At 42.2% G+C, this 17,229-nt stretch carries 22 protein-coding genes; 11 read left to right on the plus strand and 11 right to left on the minus strand.

The window, feature by feature from the left end:
- Window positions 1-462 carry a NanQ anomerase/TabA/YiaL family protein gene (locus DK430_RS09640; RefSeq protein ID WP_109078852.1) on the minus strand — a complete coding sequence of 154 codons (462 nt, stop codon included), beginning with the start codon at window positions 460-462 and terminating at the stop codon, window positions 1-3.
- An 82-nt stretch (window positions 463-544) separates the two neighbouring features.
- On the minus strand, window positions 545-1,543 hold the full coding sequence (gene yiaK / locus DK430_RS09645) for a 3-dehydro-L-gulonate 2-dehydrogenase (RefSeq protein WP_109078853.1): 999 nt from the start codon (window positions 1,541-1,543) through the stop codon (window positions 545-547).
- A 206-nt stretch (window positions 1,544-1,749) separates the two neighbouring features.
- On the opposite strand from yiaK, the gene DK430_RS09650 reads away from it, so the two are divergent.
- Window positions 1,750-2,562 (plus strand): IclR family transcriptional regulator, encoded by an 813-nt coding sequence (locus DK430_RS09650; protein ID WP_162616832.1) that lies wholly within the window; start codon window positions 1,750-1,752, stop codon window positions 2,560-2,562.
- 63 nt (window positions 2,563-2,625) lie between these two features.
- Here DK430_RS09650 and crp read toward each other — a convergent pair whose 3' ends face one another.
- The 5 genes from crp to coaBC all read right to left on the minus strand — a co-directional run bounded on the left by crp (window position 2,626) and on the right by coaBC (window position 5,871).
- Window positions 2,626-3,270: a cAMP-activated global transcriptional regulator CRP gene (gene crp / locus DK430_RS09655; protein WP_109078854.1), complete on the minus strand. Its 645-nt coding sequence runs from the start codon at window positions 3,268-3,270 to the stop codon at window positions 2,626-2,628.
- A 37-nt stretch (window positions 3,271-3,307) separates the two neighbouring features.
- A complete protein-coding gene (locus tag DK430_RS09660; protein ID WP_109078855.1) occupies window positions 3,308-3,526 on the minus strand; it encodes a YheU family protein in 219 nt (72 codons plus the stop codon).
- Between the two features lie 23 nt (window positions 3,527-3,549).
- The gene (gene slmA / locus DK430_RS09665) at window positions 3,550-4,149 is read right to left on the minus strand and encodes a nucleoid occlusion factor SlmA (RefSeq protein WP_109078856.1); all 600 of its coding nucleotides are present in this window, start codon (window positions 4,147-4,149) and stop codon (window positions 3,550-3,552) included.
- The gene (gene dut, locus DK430_RS09670) at window positions 4,149-4,604 is read right to left on the minus strand and encodes a dUTP diphosphatase (RefSeq protein WP_109078932.1); all 456 of its coding nucleotides are present in this window, start codon (window positions 4,602-4,604) and stop codon (window positions 4,149-4,151) included. Before dut ends, slmA begins: the two co-directional genes overlap by 1 nt.
- Window positions 4,605-4,671: 67 nt before the next feature.
- Window positions 4,672-5,871, minus strand: a complete 1,200-nt coding sequence (coaBC, locus tag DK430_RS09675; RefSeq protein WP_109078857.1) for a bifunctional phosphopantothenoylcysteine decarboxylase/phosphopantothenate--cysteine ligase CoaBC — start codon at window positions 5,869-5,871, stop codon at window positions 4,672-4,674.
- A gap of 178 nt (window positions 5,872-6,049) precedes the next feature.
- On the opposite strand from coaBC, the gene radC reads away from it, so the two are divergent.
- From radC to mutM, 4 genes are all read left to right on the plus strand, one after another.
- Window positions 6,050-6,709: a RadC family protein gene (gene radC, locus DK430_RS09680; protein ID WP_109078858.1), complete on the plus strand. Its 660-nt coding sequence runs from the start codon at window positions 6,050-6,052 to the stop codon at window positions 6,707-6,709.
- Between the two features lie 205 nt (window positions 6,710-6,914).
- Window positions 6,915-7,151 (plus strand): 50S ribosomal protein L28, encoded by a 237-nt coding sequence (rpmB, locus tag DK430_RS09685; RefSeq protein WP_005542826.1) that lies wholly within the window; start codon window positions 6,915-6,917, stop codon window positions 7,149-7,151.
- Between the two features lie 11 nt (window positions 7,152-7,162).
- Entirely contained in the window at window positions 7,163-7,333 is a 171-nt protein-coding gene (gene rpmG, locus DK430_RS09690; protein ID WP_005544948.1) for a 50S ribosomal protein L33, read from the plus strand.
- Window positions 7,334-7,393: 60 nt separating this feature from the next.
- Window positions 7,394-8,209: a DNA-formamidopyrimidine glycosylase gene (mutM, locus tag DK430_RS09695; RefSeq protein WP_109078859.1), complete on the plus strand. Its 816-nt coding sequence runs from the start codon at window positions 7,394-7,396 to the stop codon at window positions 8,207-8,209.
- A 3-nt stretch (window positions 8,210-8,212) separates the two neighbouring features.
- On the opposite strand, the gene DK430_RS09700 is transcribed toward mutM, so the two are convergent.
- From DK430_RS09700 to rpmE, 4 genes are all read right to left on the minus strand, one after another.
- Window positions 8,213-9,265 carry a glycosyltransferase family 9 protein gene (locus DK430_RS09700; protein WP_109078860.1) on the minus strand — a complete coding sequence of 351 codons (1,053 nt, stop codon included), beginning with the start codon at window positions 9,263-9,265 and terminating at the stop codon, window positions 8,213-8,215.
- Between the two features lie 9 nt (window positions 9,266-9,274).
- Window positions 9,275-10,297: a glycosyltransferase family 9 protein gene (locus DK430_RS09705; RefSeq protein ID WP_109078861.1), complete on the minus strand. Its 1,023-nt coding sequence runs from the start codon at window positions 10,295-10,297 to the stop codon at window positions 9,275-9,277.
- Window positions 10,298-10,990, minus strand: coding sequence for a glycosyltransferase family 25 protein (locus DK430_RS09710; protein WP_109078862.1), 693 nt, complete (start codon window positions 10,988-10,990; stop codon window positions 10,298-10,300).
- A gap of 61 nt (window positions 10,991-11,051) precedes the next feature.
- Entirely contained in the window at window positions 11,052-11,264 is a 213-nt protein-coding gene (gene rpmE / locus DK430_RS09715) for a 50S ribosomal protein L31 (protein WP_077424927.1), read from the minus strand.
- A gap of 258 nt (window positions 11,265-11,522) precedes the next feature.
- On the opposite strand from rpmE, the gene DK430_RS13410 reads away from it, so the two are divergent.
- The 6 genes from DK430_RS13410 to DK430_RS09740 all read left to right on the plus strand — a co-directional run bounded on the left by DK430_RS13410 (window position 11,523) and on the right by DK430_RS09740 (window position 17,205).
- The gene (locus DK430_RS13410) at window positions 11,523-11,921 is read left to right on the plus strand and encodes a glycosyltransferase family 25 protein (RefSeq protein ID WP_204352538.1); all 399 of its coding nucleotides are present in this window, start codon (window positions 11,523-11,525) and stop codon (window positions 11,919-11,921) included.
- Window positions 11,893-12,330 carry a glycosyltransferase family 25 protein gene (locus DK430_RS13415; protein WP_204352539.1) on the plus strand — a complete coding sequence of 146 codons (438 nt, stop codon included), beginning with the start codon at window positions 11,893-11,895 and terminating at the stop codon, window positions 12,328-12,330. Before DK430_RS13410 ends, DK430_RS13415 begins: the two co-directional genes overlap by 29 nt.
- 16 nt (window positions 12,331-12,346) lie before the next feature.
- Window positions 12,347-13,273, plus strand: a complete 927-nt coding sequence (locus DK430_RS09725; RefSeq protein WP_109078863.1) for a hypothetical protein — start codon at window positions 12,347-12,349, stop codon at window positions 13,271-13,273.
- Between the two features lie 2 nt (window positions 13,274-13,275).
- A complete protein-coding gene (priA, locus tag DK430_RS09730) occupies window positions 13,276-15,474 on the plus strand; it encodes a primosomal protein N' (protein WP_109078864.1) in 2,199 nt (732 codons plus the stop codon).
- Window positions 15,475-15,585: 111 nt separating this feature from the next.
- Complete coding sequence (ftsN, locus tag DK430_RS09735) at window positions 15,586-16,437, plus strand: cell division protein FtsN (protein ID WP_109078865.1); 852 nt, start codon at window positions 15,586-15,588, stop codon at window positions 16,435-16,437.
- 198 nt (window positions 16,438-16,635) lie between these two features.
- Window positions 16,636-17,205, plus strand: coding sequence for a TetR/AcrR family transcriptional regulator (locus DK430_RS09740; RefSeq protein WP_109078866.1), 570 nt, complete (start codon window positions 16,636-16,638; stop codon window positions 17,203-17,205).
- Window positions 17,206-17,229 lie beyond the last annotated feature (24 nt).

Genomic DNA, 17,229 nt, shown 5'->3' on the forward strand with positions numbered 1-17,229 from the left:
CTATAATTCACTTACGGCAACTTTGACAACGATTTTTCGAATGGTTGTCACTTCGTTTTCCCGGCAAGCGCCACGATGGGCATCTTCCGGAAAAAACACGGCAAAATTGCCCGCACGACACAGGATTTCCTGTTCATTTTCTACGGCGTTGTAAAATAGGATATCGCGTTCGGTATTGTATTCTTCGGCGATGTCATTGTTGCCAAGATCAGGCGCCACCGCCATTCGTTCCATACCTGAATGCCAGTATTGTACATCGATATATTTACGGTGAACTTCAGGCAGACATTCGTCTTTGGTTTGGGTTTTCAGATCCAACACTTGCACATAGGACTCCACTGTTAAGGGATAACGCCCTGCGGCTAATTGATTGAAATCCGTTTCTTTTAAATAATTCAAAGCACGAAGGATAGCTTTGGGATAACGGTTGGGAACAACATTGGAAATATGACCGAAAAACATCATGTCACCTCTTAAAAAACGCCGGGAAAACCGACCGCACTTTTACAACAAAAGCCTGCAAATACAGGCTTTCTTATCCGAATTACAAGGATTTCAATTTCGCCCAAACGCTGTCATCTACCGGAATGCCATTTGCTTTATTGTCGGCTAAAATTTGGGTAAATTCATGTCCCGGCAAACGTACGGCAACATTCGGATCGGCACGTTCCGCCGTTCTGACGTAATCCATAATGCGATTGAGTTTCTCGTCTTTGGTTTTGCCATCGATTAAACGATCCACTTCAATGGCGATAAATACTTGAGAAACGCAGTATTCATCATCTTTATCTTCTGTAACGGCGACGGTCGATTCTCCGTTGGAAAGTAGCGTGGCGATCATGTCTAGCACGATGGATAAGCCGGAACCTTTCCAGAAGCCCATCGGCATTAAACGACGGTTTTTTTCTACCGTTGCCGGGTCGCGGGTCGGATTACCATCATCGTCAAAGCCGGCATCCACAAAGGTTTGGCGACCTTGCAAACGGTGTACCTCCAACATGCCGTAGGAATACATGGAACAAGACATATCCACCATGGTAATTGGCGTTGTCGGCACGGCGATAATCAGCGGATTGGTACCGATGCGGCACTCTTTCGCGCCCCAAGGCGGCATCACCGCCAACGCATTGGTCCAGCAAATGCCGATATAACCTTTTTCCGCCGCCTGCCAGCCGTAAGAACCGCCGCGCATCCAGTGATTGGCGTTGCGCAGCGCAACGACGCCTATACCGTTTTGTGAAGCCAGCTCTATTGCGCGATCCATCATTTTCTTCGCAGTCAGATTACCGATCGCTTGATGGGCATCCCATTGTTCAATAGCACCAAGTGAAAGCACTTTGGTCGGTTGCGCTTCGGGCACGATGTCGCCATTTTCCAGTTGCTGAATAAAACGCGGAAAACGGTTTACGCCGTGAGAATAAGCACCTGCCTGCGTTGTATCGGCAAACACGGTGGCGCATTCTTCCGCAATGTCTTCGCGTACATGGCGGGAAAGAAGAGCGCGTTTGAATTCGGCTTTTAACTCTGCATAAGAAACTTTCATTAGATACCTCGGCTGCTTATTTCAAATAGTAAAATTACGTTTCACAAAACTACGCCTCTCTCTTATTTAAGTCAATTTTAAGATGAAAATAAAATGATTTATAAATCATATGGTTAAATTTTTTCTTCCTATTTTGTGACAGAGTTCTAATTTTTATGGCAAAATATTTCATATTGTGGAATGTGATTTTGATATTGAGTGTGTTTATGGATAAAGAAAAAAATGCAGGAAATCAAAGCCTTATTAGAGGCTTGCGATTATTAGATATATTGAGTGATTTTCCGAACGGTTGCCCGCTTGCCAAGCTGGCGGAAATTTCAGGTTTAAACAAAAGTACGGTACATCGTTTACTGCAAGGTCTGCAAAGTGAAGGCTATGTGAAACCCGCCAATTTACAAGGCAGTTACCGGCTTAGCATTAAATGCTTAAGCCTTGGACAAAAAATTCTGACGTCAATGAACATTATTCATATCGCGTCGCCTTATTTGGAGCAGTTGAATTTAACCCTTGGCGAAACGGTCAATTTTTCTAAGCGGGAAGACGATCACGCCATTATGATTTATAAGTTGGAGCCAACGCACGGTATGCTGAAAACCCGCGCCTATATTGGGCAGTATTTGCAACTTTACTGTTCCGCCATGGGGAAAATTTTTCTTGCCTATGAGAAAAATAGCGCGTATTTATCCAATTATTGGCAATCAAACCAAGAGATCATTAAACAATTGACGCGCCATACGATTACGCAACTGGGCACAATGGAAAGCGAGCTGGAAGAGGTGCGTCAACAGCAATTTGCTATGGATAACGAGGAAAATGAATTGGGCGTAGTCTGCATTGCCTGTCCGATTTTTGATGCCTTCAGCAACGTGGAATATGCCATTTCCGTTTCCATGTCCATTTATAAATTGCGCACCACCGGGATTGATTTTTTCCTTAATGAAATCCGTAAAACGGCGGAGCAAATTTCTTATGAATTGGGTTATGAGAAAAGCGAAAAGAATGGGGTGAAAAACACTTAAAAAAATAACCGCACTTTATAGTCAAACAATATACATAAAGTGCGGTCTCTTTTTCCGGTGTTTTTAGCGGGTGCCGTAAACTACGATGGTTTTGCCGTGAGCAGAAATGAGATGTTGATCTTCCAACATTTTTAGAATGCGCCCCACGGTTTCCCGTGAACAGCCGACCATTTGTCCGATTTCCTGGCGGGTGATTTTGATTTGCATACCATCCGGGTGGGTCATGGCTTCCGGCATTTTCGCTAGATTTAACAAGGTTTGCGCAATGCGTCCGGTCACATCCAAGAACGCCAGATTGCTCACTTGGCGTGAGGTGTTTTGCAAACGACGCGCCAGTTGGGCGGTGAGATACATCAAAATTTCAGGGTTCACCTGAATGAGTTGGCGAAATTTGCGGTAGGAAATTTCCGCCACTTCACAGGACGTTTTGGCTTTGATCCAGGCAGAACGACGTTGACCTTCTTCGAATAAGCCCGCTTCACCAAAGAAATCGCCTTGGCTTAGGTAAGTGAGGATCATTTCTTTGCCGTCTTCGTCTTTAACTAAAACGGAAACGGAACCTTGAATCAAATAATAGAGGGTTTCGGCTTTTTCGCCGGCATTGATTAATGTGCTTTTAGATGGATATTTATGAATATGGCAATGGGATAAAAACCACTCCAGAGTGGGATCCATTGACTGTGTAGCTTGTGCGTTTTGTTCCTGCACGTGAAACCTCCATCTAAATTGTGAAAAACCAAGCAGGTTATCTAAAAAATTCCGTTTTATCTTTTATGTCGATCGATTCATGTAATTCAGACCAAACAATCACCGCACTTCCTTGACGGATTTTGTTCAGCAATGCTTTCTTTTTCTGTTCGAAAGTCTGTTCCTGTGAACCGTAATCGGTTCCTTCGCGTAAAATGACGCTTTCCACAATGTTGATTAATGTGTCTTCCGCCAGTTCTTGCCAAGGAATAATCATGACATATTACCTAAATAAATAAATTATGCAAATAAGCTTTCAATGAGCTGCCATTGCTGGTTAAAACCCTGATTCGGCGTGTGGCGAAAGTTGGATCGCACATAACGCATAAACTGCCCCTCACATAGCGTGACGAGGTGGGCGGCAATAATGCGTTCGTCCACATTAAAGCCACGCCCTTCGCGCAATTTTCGCATTTGCAGGATGTTCACAAATTGCAATTCCAGACGATCAAAAAAAGTGGCTACGCGGGCTTGTAATTTAGCATCTTCAAACATTAATGCATGACCGGTCAATACGCGGGTTAAACCGGGATTTTTGCGGGCAAAATCTAAGATCATTTGCATGATGTCCTTCACCCGTTGCATGGTGTTGGTTTCGTTTTTGATGGACTGCGAAATGCGATTGAGTAACGTGGTTTCAATGTTCTCAATTAAGGCCTCAAAAATCTTGGTTTTGCTTGGGTAATAACGGTATAACGCTGCTTCCGACACGCCTACTTCCGCCGCCAAACGTGCGGTGGTCATGCGTTCCATGCCCCGTTCGGAGTGAAGCATGTGCGTAAGCACCGTCAGCACTTGCTGGCGGCGTTCTTTGATACTGCGTTTATTCGCCTGTTCCATCAGTGTTTACCCGAATGTCCGAACCCGCCTTCACCGCGTTCCGTCGCATGAAATTCGCTGACGATATTAAATTCCGCCTGCACCACCGGCACGAAAACCAGTTGGGCAATGCGATCGCCTACTTCAATTTTGAACGGCGCGGAACCACGATTCCAGACGGAAACCATCAGCGGACCTTGATAATCGGAGTCGATTAATCCCACCAAATTGCCCAACACAATGCCGTGTTTATGCCCTAAACCGGAGCGTGGTAAAATCACTGCCGCTAAATTCGGATCGGCAATATAAATAGAAAGTCCCGTCGGAATCAGCTTGGTTTCGCCCGGCTGAATTTCAATGGCTTCGTCAAGCAAGGCGCGTAAATCTAAGCCGGCAGAGCCTTCAGTGGCATACGCGGGCAGGGGAAATTCCGTGCCGATACGTTCGTCTAAAATTTTTACGTCAATTTTTTTCATGGTGATGTTTACCTTAAAGAAATCTGTCATTTTTGCACTAAAGTGCGGTTGATTTTTGCGGTGTTTTTTATTGGCGAAAGCGTGCAACAATTTCAGTCACCAGCACGTCTGCTAATGCACTTTTATTCGTCAACGGCAATGCTTTTTCCCCGTCTTTCCAAAATAACTGTAACGCATTGTGATCCTGCCCGAATACCTGCCCGCCGGAGACATCGTTGGCGCAAATCATATCCAGATTTTTGCGTTTCAGTTTGTCTTTGGCATAATCGGCGACATTCTGCGTTTCGGCAGCAAACCCCACCACGAATGGGCGATTTTCACTAAGATGGGCGACATCGGCGATAATATCAGGGTTTTTAATGAGTTTTAGCGTCATTTCCTCGCCGGATTTTTTGATTTTTTGCTCGGCGACCTCGGCAACGCGATAATCGGCGACAGCGGCACAACCGATAAAAATCTGATTTTTCACCGCACTTTCCATGGCGGTTTGCCACATTTCCTGCGCGGAAGTCACATCAATACGAGTGACATTTTTAGGTGTAGCGAGATTTACCGGGCCGGCGATCAACGTGACGTTCGCGCCACGTTTGGCAAAAGCATCGGCAATGGCAAAGCCCATTTTGCCGGAGCTATGATTGGAAATATAACGTACAGGATCGATGGCTTCACGGGTCGGGCCGGCGGTAATGGCGACATTGATACCAATTAAATCTTGTTGTGTAGCAAAATGGCCACAAAGTGCGGTGAAAATTTCTGACGGTTCGGACATTCGCCCTGCGCCCACATCACCGCATGCCTGCTCGCCGCTGTTTGGGCCGATAAGTTGCACGCCTCGGCTTAAAAGTGCGGTCAAATTTTGCTGCGTTATGGCTTGGCGGTACATTTGTTGGTTCATCGCCGGTGCCAGCAGAATCGGCGCGTCGGTGGCGAGGCAAAGGGTAGAAAGCAAATCGTTTGCCATGCCGGCAGTCAAACGGGCGATAAAATCCGCACTGGCGGGTGCGATCAAGACCACATCCGCCCATTTCGCCAATTCAATATGCCCCATCGCCAGTTCCGCCTGCGGATCCAATAAAGATTGTGCCACCGCATTGCCGGAAATGGCTTGTAGGGTGAGTGGCGTGACAAATTCTGCTGCCGCAGGGGTGAGCACCACACGGATCTGTGTATTGGCTTTGCGTAATAAACGGATTAATTCGATGGTTTTGTAAGCGGCAATTCCGCCGGTAATGCCCACTACAATGCGTTTATTTTCTAGATGAATCATGCTTGAATCCCATGAATTGACCAACTCGGAGACGAATTCGCTTATTCTACTTGAATTATTATTCAATAAAAAATCTTATTTTTGCGATCCCGCTTCCATCTTTTAGATAGCGTTTTCTCATTTTCGCTAACCTTATGAATTAATGGCAAATCTTTTGTTTATTGGAAAGGTTTGACAAATGAATGAAACATTAATGCCAAGAGAAAAGCTATTAAAACAGGGTGCGGCAGCCTTATCGGACGATGAGTTGCTGGCGATTTTTTTGCGTACGGGCATTAAGGATTGCTCCGTGATGCAATTATCAAAAAACGTGCTTCAACATTTCGGTTCGTTACGCGCATTGATTAGTGCCGATCAAAAGCAGTTTTGCGCGGTAAAAGGCATTGGCATTACGCAGTTTATTCAGCTACAAGCCTGCACGGAAATGACCCGCCGTTATTTACTGGCGGAATTAAAGGAAAACCATTGTTTTACGTCATCCGACACGGTAAAAATGTATCTGCAAACGGAGCTGGAAAATATTGAACGGGAAATTTTCATGGTGCTTTTTCTGGATAGCCAACATCGGTTGATCAAGCAGGAGCGCCTGTTTTTTGGTACGATCAATAAGGCGATGGTGTATCCGCTTGAAGTGATTAAAGAAGCCTTGGCTTGCAATGCGGCGGCGATCATTTTGGCGCACAATCACCCTTCCGGCGTGGCGGAGCCTAGTTTCTCCGATCGGCAAATTACCAACGCCATCAAACAAGCGGCGGAATTACTGGAAATTCGCGTGCTGGATCATTTTGTTATTGGTAAAGGCGACTATTTTTCCTTTGCGGAACAAAATCTTCTTTAAAATCCATCGCACTTTTACATAAATTTTAGATTTTCTGTTGGCGAATTCAGGATTTAGGCTTGAGAATGCAGGATAAAGTGAGTATAATGCACGACCTTTAATATAGTATGCGGGTCGGGTTGCGACCTGACGAGGTCACTCAAAATTTATTTTGAGGTATTCCGAACCGTAAGCTCGAGCTTATATTTCATTATTGGAGATTAATATGTCTAGAGTCTGTCAAGTAACAGGCAAGCGTCCGGCAGTGGGTAACAACCGCTCTCACGCAATGAACGCGACTCGTCGTCGTTTTCTTCCTAACCTTCACACACACCGTTTCTGGGTTGAAAGTGAAAACCGTTTCGTAACATTACGCTTAACCGCAAAAGGTATGCGTATTATTGATAAAAAAGGCATTGATGCAGTGTTAGCTGAAATCCGTGCTCGTGGCGAGAAAATCTAAGGAGCTAACAAATGGCAGCAAAAGGTGCTCGTGAGAAAATCCGTTTAGTTTCTACTGCAGAAACAGGTCACTTCTACACAACAACAAAAAACAAACGTAATATGCCTGAAAAAATGGAAATCAAAAAATTTGATCCGGTTGTGCGTAAACACGTTGTTTATAAAGAAGCAAAAATCAAATAATTTTGCACGAATCGAAAAACCCGACACTGTTCGGGTTTTTTTGTATCTAATGGAGTAATTATGCCCGAACTACCCGAAGTCGAAACCGCCCTGCGCGGCGTGAGTCCTTATCTGAAAGATTATGTAATTGAAAAAATCGTGGTGCGTCAGCCAAAATTACGCTGGGTGGTGTCGCCGGAATTGATGGAATTGCATAACGTCAAAGTTCTGGATCTCACCCGTCGCGCAAAATATCTGGTAATACACACAGAACAAGGTTATATCGTCGGGCATTTTGGCATGTCGGGCACGGTGCGTATCGTTCCTCACGATAGTCCCATTGATAAACACGATCATCTTGATATCGTGATGAATAACGGCAAATTGTTGCGCTATAACGATCCCCGCCGTTTCGGCGCTTGGCTGTGGACGGAGAAGCCGGAAGAGTTTCATTTATTCCTAAAACTCGGCCCGGAACCGCTCTCTGACGAATTCAACGCAGACTATCTCTTCAAAAAATCACGCAAAAAAACGACCGCACTTAAAACCTTTTTAATGGATAACGCCGTGGTGGTGGGCGTCGGTAATATTTATGCCAACGAAAGTCTCTTTTTGTGCGGGTTACACCCCATGAAACTTGCGGCAAATTTAACCCGTAAACAATGCGAACGTTTGGTGGACACCATCAAATCGGTGCTTGCCAAAGCCATTGAGCAAGGCGGAACCACGCTGAAAGATTTCCTCCAACCTGACGGCAGACCGGGCTATTTTGCGCAAGAATTATTAGTTTATGGCAACAAAGGCAAACCTTGTCCAAAGTGCGGTACGAAAATCGAGAGTTTAATCATCGGGCAACGAAATAGTTTTTATTGCCCGAAATGTCAGAAGAAGAGCTAGATTTTATTTAATGGAAGTGGTTTGGAATAATTCATTTATCCAATTTGCCGCCTCATCCATCGGAAAATCGCGGGTGTGATTATTTGAATCACTTTCTGTTTTGCTCATAATTGCTTTATAAGGAATATTCGCATGACCTTTTGGTTGCCAGCGACAAAAGTTAGCGATATTCCATGCATAAAATGCTAAAACTTTTTTCTGTAATGCGGTTGCAAGATGAATCGTTCCGCTATCAACACCAATAATTAAATCCGCAGAAGAAACCAGTTGGATATATTCCTGAATTGTTGTTTTAGGGGATAATTTTATCTGAATTCCATCGCAGCACAACGACATTAATTCTTCAAAATAAGTAGCGCTTTCTTTTGTATTTGTGAGTACAAAAAGTGCATTTTCTAATATTTCCGGAGAAAGCGAGTTTAATAATTCAGCGAACTCATTTACCGGTATTATTCTTGTGCTACCTTCCGGCGCCAATAATATTCTGAATTTATCTCCCCAAAGCACTTCAAATCTAATAGTTTCTTGATTTGCCAACGTATATTCGGCAGATTTTGGATCTAAATAAGAAGAAATGACAGAATGATTTAAATAATCTGCAATATGTGTCGTGTCATTTTGTGGACAGGCAAAATTATAATTTTTAACCGTATCTAAATTATAGTTTTTCTTATCTTTCTTATTAAAAACGATAATATATTTTGGAGATAACAGTTTTTCTGAAAGTATAGACTTGGTTGTATAAGTCGGCTGAAAATCAAGATAAAGATCCCATTTATGCCATTGTGAAATATAAGTAGAGGGTTTGTCTTCAAGAAGAACATCAACCAAATCGGAATAGGCAAAAATATCTCTGTTTCTCTCGGTAACGAGCACACCAATAATCAGTTCCGGATTAGTAAGTTTTAGCTGTTTCAAATGTGCAGTATGAGCAACAGCATCGCCAATCGCATCACCAATCGGTTTTAATAAAACCGATTTGATTGCCATTAAGTCGATTTTCTCTTCTTTTCTTTTTCCTGCTAATTTAGCAATGAGTTTTTTTATTATTGACATGAAATTAATTTATTTTAACCATTCCGATTTGATTTCATCAGGCGATATTTCATTAATATTTTCGATGAAATTGAGAATGTACGTGTTATTTTTACAGTTCGGATTCCAATGTGTAAAGTTTTCTTTATCAGATAATTTATAGAAACCGATGATCTTTTTATTTAACCCTGCTGCAATATGAATAATAGATGTGTCAGGGGAAATGATAAGGCTAGTATAGTGAAGTAGTGCGATGGTATCAAAAATATTTTCAGTCTTTTCGTAGATAAATGCATTATGATATTTCTCTGAAATATCTTTTAACAAAGGCGTAACTTCAGGGTAAGTTAATAATAGAATTTTCTTATCTTCTTTTTGGAGTTTTTCAATAAATCGACAAATGTTTTGCGCTGTAAATTTCCTGGATCCGGCTGCGCCAAAAAAATTAATGGCAATGCATTTGTCAAGTTTATTCTCTTGAATAAAGTTCGCAATATCTTCTTTTTTATTACTATAATTTGGAATGTCATAGTCGAGGTTGATATTTTTTACACCACATAATTTAATAGCTTCCGCATACACTTGGGAAAAATGTAACTGCTCTTGTGTGACATTTAAATTAAATAGTTTATAGTTTTGTTTTTTATAACCAATATTATTTTTAGCATTAATTAAACGCGTAAGCCATAAATCGCGATTTCGTAATAATACCGGCAAGTTGATTAAAACATCATAGTATTCATGTGAGAGCAGTTTTCCCATTTTGCTGTAAGCACAACGTTCTTTTCTATTTAAGATAAAGCAACGATCAACGCATGGATTTTGTTCAAATAAATTGGCATTCTTCGGTGAACATACCACATCCACCAACGCTTGTGGGTTATGTCGTTTCAACTCTCTAAAAATAAATGAGCTGACAATATAATCCCCGATTTTACCGTCTTGTTGTAGCACAATGATTTTAGGATTTACAGGCAAAGGCTGTCCGTGGACTTTTTTATCTAATAATCTCTTACCTAAGGCTAAACGGATTTTTCGGAGTAATGCTTTCATTTATACTTTCTTATACCGATCTTCAATAGAATTGATTTCACTTTCAACCGCCAAACCTTCAAAAACACAGGACGGCTCAACGCCATACGCATGAATATGTGTTTTTTGAATAAAACCTGTCACGAAATCTGCCGGCATTCGTAAAGGATAAGCGTACTTTAAGAGTTTTTCTATGCCTGCGCGATTTACCATATAAGCCGTGGCTTTCATGATAGAACGGCGGGAGTTTTTTGAAGGGTAGCGATAGCGAACCAATTTATAGCCCTCCGGCAAATTTTTCTTAATTAACGGGTAAGATTTGGCTTTCCCATGATCGAAAAACAGAATTTCATAACGGGAAGGCAATTTCTCAAGAGTTGCTTGCAGAATGGCTTTAAAGTGCGTAGAGACAATCGCATCATCTTCCAAAATGATGGCTTCGGCAATGTTATTCTTTTTAATGTGTTCATATACTTGAATATGACTTAGCGCGCACCCGATTTCCCCGAGCGTCAGGCGTTTATTATCAAAATCCTGATAATACTGATAATCCACCTTGGCAATTTCTTCTTCACTTAATGCTTTTCCATAAACCGCATCAAAAAATTCAAATTGCAAACCAAGCCCATTTAAGCGCTTTGCCATAAATTCACGACGGGGAGAGTTTTTTAAGCTGATAACAAAGATGGGCGGGAGATTGTATGCGCTGTCCATAAACACATTACCTTAAGTCAAATAGAAATAACCCCCGCAATCGCGAGGGCTAAAATTCAGATTATTTTGTACCTGGAATTTTGAAGCGGCTGTTAAAGCGTTCAACGCGACCGCCGGTGTCAACAACACGTTGTTTACCTGTATAGAACGGGTGGCAGTTACCACACACATCAAGGTTGATGTCTTTGCCTAAGGTTGAACGGGTTTTGATCACGTTACCGCAAGAACAGGTTGCAGTAATTTCTTTATATTCAGGATGAATACCTTGTTTCATAGAAAACCTCAAATTTGAAGCCATGCCGCTATCAAGCCAATCGCAGAAGCAATCCCTGACACCGCATGAGATTAATATTACGCCATTACAAAATGGCACGCTTGTGTGTAAGGTTGCGAATTTTACAGAAAAAAATAGCCCAATTCAAGCTACTCTATCCAGAGATGGCTTTCTCTTTTTTGTGAGCAGAGATATTCATTTCATTGTCTTAAGATAGTAAGATAGCGCCTGACCTAAGGCTTAATTTTATGTATCTCTATGAATTTCACAGAAAATAAAAATTTTGTTATCAGCATTCCAACTGCGGATAAACGCAGAAACCACATCATCGAACAATTTGGTCGTCAAAATATTCCTTTTGAATTTTTTGATGCCTTTACACCATCACCTGAATTAGATTCATTGATTCAGTGGAATTTGCCCCAGTTAGATGAAACGACTTTTACGAATGGTGAAAAAGCGTGCTTTATGAGCCATCTTGAGTTATGGAAGAAATGTATTGATGAGGATCTACCATATATTAATATTTTTGAGGATGATATCTACTTGGGCGAAAATGCTGATCATTTTCTCTCGCAAGATAAGTGGCTTGTACAACGCTTTGATTTATCTTCAAAATTTATTATTCATGTTGGAAACATTTTTAATGCCTATTAAGGCGAAAAGTAGTCAAATAACTAGCTATCATAATAGAGAATTTTTACTGTTAAGGTCCGTTCACTTTGGTGCAGCTGCTTATACATTATCGCAGCCTATGGCTAAATATTTGTTAGGTATGGTTCCTCGTTTATCTGGTAAGAAATTTCAACCACTTGATTTACTTCTTTTTGATAATTTATTGAATTCAAAAAAAATCTCTGTGTATCAATTAGCTCCTGCTTTGTGTGTTCAAGAGTTACAATTGATGAATAAATCTACCTTGGAGAGCCAATTGGAGGTAGAGCGGAAACAAAATCATATATGTATTCAATCTAAAAAAACGTTATGGGAAAAGTTGCAGAGGGAAGTTTATCGTTTTAAAAGACGGATAATTAATAAGACTTGTTCGCCCATCAAGTTTAAATAACCGTTATTGGAGTAATATGGCTGTCTTATCTAATAAAACATTAATACTAGGAGCGGCAACAGGGTATACTACTGAAGATATTGACCTGTTTATGCGTAGTTTAAAATATATTAATTTCAATGGTGAAGTGGGGCTCTTTATTTATGCCTCTCAACTTAATCAATTTAATCTTTATTTATCAGAAGTTAATTTTCCTTTTAAAGTTAATTTAATTGAAACAGATAGTGGTAAATTTTATAAAAAAAAGATAAGTAAGAAATTTAGACGATACATTAATAAAGTAACCTCTTGGGTTATTAAGGCTATCCCTCGTTACAAAGAGAAATTTATTTATAAATTTTCCTATCCTCATGTGGCTAGATTTTTTGATTATTTAAGATATCTTAAAAATAGAGATGATTTTACTCATGTAATTCTTACTGATACGCGTGATGTAGTGTTTCAAACAGATCCTACATTAAATAAAATAGATGGACTTTTTTTAGGGTTGGAAACATCTAGCGTAAAAATTGGTGATGATAGTTATAATTCCCGTTGGATAGTCGATGTTTATGGAGAAAAATATTTAAATAGTATACGTGATAATCAAATTTGCTGTGCAGGTGTAACGTTGGGGGATGTTTCCTCAATAGAAGATTATTTAAATACTATGATTAATGAATTTTTGCAACTTCCTTATGAGTTAATGATCTCTTTAAATTATGATCAAGGTATTCATAATAAGCTATTGTATAGTAATCAATTTCTTTCTAATCTAACTTTATGTCAACCAATGGACTCTATTATCTCAACTATCGGAACAATGCATGAGGATTCACTATCCTTAAATAGTAAGAATGAACTTCTATTATCCAATGGTTGTATCGCAAGTATTGTTCATCAATATGATCGACATAGCGATATTGAATGTAAATTTAGAAGTAAATATCTGCAAGATATATAAACATGCCATTTGCCCGAATCGCACTTCCCGTGCCGTTACATCGCTATTTTGACTACATTCTCCCCGCGTCCATGAACGTTGTCGTCGGGGCGCGGGTGTGGGTGCCGTTTGGGGCGCAGAAACGCGTGGGGATTGTGGTTGATGTCGTGGAGCAGACGGATGTGTCGGCGGAGCAGTTAAAACCTGTGCTGGCTTGTCTTGATGACGCGTCTTTATTTTCTCCGCAAAGTTGGCAGTTTTTGCATTGGGCTGCGGGGTATTATCATGCGCCTTTGGGCGAGGTGTTGATTCAGGCGTTGCCGGTGAAATTGCGGCAGGGCGAAAGTGCGGTGGAGAAACAAAAAACGTTCTGGAAAACGACCGCACTTGGTGAGCAGGCGTTGGCACAAGGCGCATTGAAACGCGCGAAGAAGCAGCTTGAGGCGTTGCAGGCGGCGAATGATTGGCAGGAAAAGGGTAATAATCCTTTTGGTGCGGCAATTTGGTCGGCGCTGAAAGCCAAAGATTATGTCACTGAAGTGACTGTGGAAACGGAAATCCAAACTTGGCAGCAACAATTAGCCGATAAGCCCATTGTCAATAAAACGGATCGGCTAACGCTAAACAAACAACAGGCGTTGGTGTTCAGTCAGCTTAAATTTACCCAAGGTTTTGCCGCTTGGTTGTTGGATGGTGTAACCGGTTCGGGCAAGACGGAAATCTATTTGCAATTTATTGAAGAGATTTTGCAACAAGGTAAGCAGGTTCTGGTGTTGGTGCCGGAAATCGGCTTGACGCCACAAACGGTGCAACGTTTCCAGGCGCGGTTTAACGTGGCGATTGACGTGTTGCATTCCAATTTGAACGACACCCAGAGACTACAAGTGTGGCAACGGGCGCGCAGTGGGCAAAGTGCGGTCGTTATCGGCACCCGATCCGCATTGTTTACCCAATTTGCCGATTTAGGCGCGATGATTATTGATGAAGAACATGACGCGTCTTTCAAACAGCAGGATGGTTGGCGTTACCATGCGCGCGATCTGGCGGTTGTTTATGCCAAGCAGCTGAATATTCCGATTTTAATGGGCTCGGCAACGCCAAGTTTGGAAAGCCTGAATAACGTGCAAAGCGGCAAATATCGCCATTTGTGTTTATCGGAAAAAGCCAATAATTCCACCGCACTTCAGCAGCAACTTATTGATTTAAAACATCAACCGATGCGTAACGGGTTATCGGACATCCTGTTAAAACGGATGCTGGCGCATTTGGAAAAAGGCAATCAGGTATTGTTGTTTCTGAATCGTCGCGGTTTTGCGCCGGTGCTGTTGTGTCATGAATGCGGCTGGATGGCGGAATGTCGTCACTGCGATAAACCCTATACTTATCACCAGCAACATCATGTGCTGCGCTGCCATCATTGCGCTTCCCAGAAACCGATTCCGCGCCAATGCGGTAATTGCGGTTCCACCCAATTAATGACTACCGGTTTAGGCACGGAACAGCTGGAAGACACGCTAAAAGCCGTTTTTCCGAATTACGGCATTGCCCGTATCGATCGCGACACCACCGCACGCAAAGGCAAGCTGGAAGGTTACTTGGACGATATTCAGCAAGGCAAAAGTCAGATTCTTATCGGTACACAAATGCTGGCGAAAGGGCATCATTTCCCGAATGTCACCTTGGTGGCATTAGTGAACGTCGATAGTGCGTTGTTTTCATTGGATTTTCGTGCAGGAGAGCGGTTGGCGCAGTTATATATGCAGGTGGCGGGGCGTGCAGGGCGTGGTGCGCAGCAGGGCGAAGTGCTTTTGCAAACCCATTATCCCGAACATCCGCTGTTGCAAAGTTTGCTACAACAAGGTTATAACCAATTTACGCAAAACGCTTTGACATTGCGTAAAAGTATGGGGTTGCCGCCTTTTAGTTCGCAGGCATTGTTTAAAGCGCAAAGCCGTCACAGCGAAGATGCCGAACAATTACTGATGCAGTTTGTCGAATACTTACAGCAGATTAAACGGGATGTCGCGCCGGCGTTACAAATTCTCGGTCCGATGCCCGCACCGTTTAGCAAAAAAGCGGGACAATATCGTTGGCAGTTATTGCTGCAACATCCGTCCCGCATGGTATTGCAACAAGTGCTGACGGAATTCGGACGTTATCAGGCGGATCAACCCACAAAAGTGCGGTGGATTTTAGACGTGGATCCGCTGGATTTGAGCTAGTTAATTTGGGATTGCGGTAGTCAATAGCGCAATTTTTCAGTAGAATTAGCGACATTTTTATCATTCTTACTTACTTCATTATTAATTGGTTTTAGAGAGTTAGGTTTTATCGTGGCACAACGTGATTACGCCGCCCGTAGCGGCGCAAAGAAAAAGAAGAAACAGAAAAAAAGTAATAAGCCTTTGTTATTTGTGATTGCTGCGGTGATTGTGACGGCGTTTGCATTCGGACTTTATTTATTGAAAGAAAAAGCGCCGGAAAATGTCGTTCAACCGGTGGAAACCACCGAAAAAGCCCAACCGAAAAGCGTGCTGCCAAATCGTCCGGAAGAAGTGTGGAGCTATATTAAAGCCTTGGAAACCCGCACTGTGCCTATTGATGACAACCCGAAATCGTTAGACAAAAATATGCGTTTAACGGAAGAGCAACGCAAGATTTTGCAGGCGATGGAAGAAGAACAAAAACAGGCGGAATTAGCTAAAGCTAAAGCGGCGGAAACTCAGCAGACGGCACAAGCAACGACACAGCAGCCGGCAACACAACCTGCTGTTCAGCAACAACCGCAACAACAAACAAAACCGCAACCTCAAGTGGTAGAAGCGAAAAAAGCAACCCCGAAAGAGGAGAAAAAAGCGGAACAAACGGTGAAAACCGAACCGCAGAAGAAACCTGAGCCTGTGCAACAACCGCAACAGCCTCAAAAACAATCTCCTGCGCCACAACAAACCACGGTGTCGAATAGCGGTGAGAGAAGATACGGTTTGCAATGCGGCGCGTTTAAAAATAAAGCGCAGGCAGAAAATTTACAAGCGCGTTTGGCAATGCTCGGTTTACCGGCAAGAGTGAACGAAAGCGCCGATTGGAACCGTGTCGTGGTCGGTCCGGCGGGCGATCGTAATGCGGCGGTGAAAATGCAGGAAAAAGCCAAAAGTGTGATTAGTTGCGTCGTTATCGGCATGTAATATATCGGGCAACGGAAAAAGTGCGGTGAAAAATCACCGCACTTTTTTATTTTTAGCTTGCCAAAAAAGAAAAAATCAATAAAATGAACGAACGTTCATTCAGTGCTAATGTATTTGCTGTTTGTAACCTACCTAAATGTGCGACCTGAGCAACATGTTTGCCGCACGTCTAACGATTAACTCAATTTTATTTTTACTATGCATCAATCTGAAACAGATATGATCGAGCGGATTTTCACCGCCACCAATGATCTGATGGCGACGGTGGGCTTGCCAAATTTGTCAATGCACAAGATTGCTAAAGAGGCGAAAATCTCACCGGGGACAATTTATATTTATTTTAAAAATAAAGATGAATTGCTGACTCAGTTTGCTCGATATATTTTCCGAAATTTTCAAGATGTGCTGAAAGACGGTTACGACGAAAAACAGCCGTTTTTTCAACAATATCGAAGAATGTGGTGGAATATCTGGCACTTTTTAGAGTCTGAACCCACTATCATGGCGAATATGGGGCAATATGAATCTTTGCCCGGTTTTTCGCAAGTATGCCGCGAATGGGAAAATACCAGCGTTTGGTTTCATTTTTGTGAGAAAGCCAAAGAAGCTGGTGAATTATGCGACTTGCCGGCGCACATTTTATTTGCCATCTCTTTGGCTAGTGCGTTGAACATTGCGGATAAAAATACACATTTTTCCCAAGAAGTTTCAACAGAGATGCTGGAGTCCGTGATTGAGCGGACTTGGCGTGCTGTTAAAAATCAATAATTACTTAAGAGATATTTACGGAGT

Origin of the sequence: Aggregatibacter kilianii (assembly GCF_003129965.1) — a bacterium.
GTDB lineage: Bacteria > Pseudomonadota > Gammaproteobacteria > Enterobacterales > Pasteurellaceae > Aggregatibacter > Aggregatibacter kilianii_A.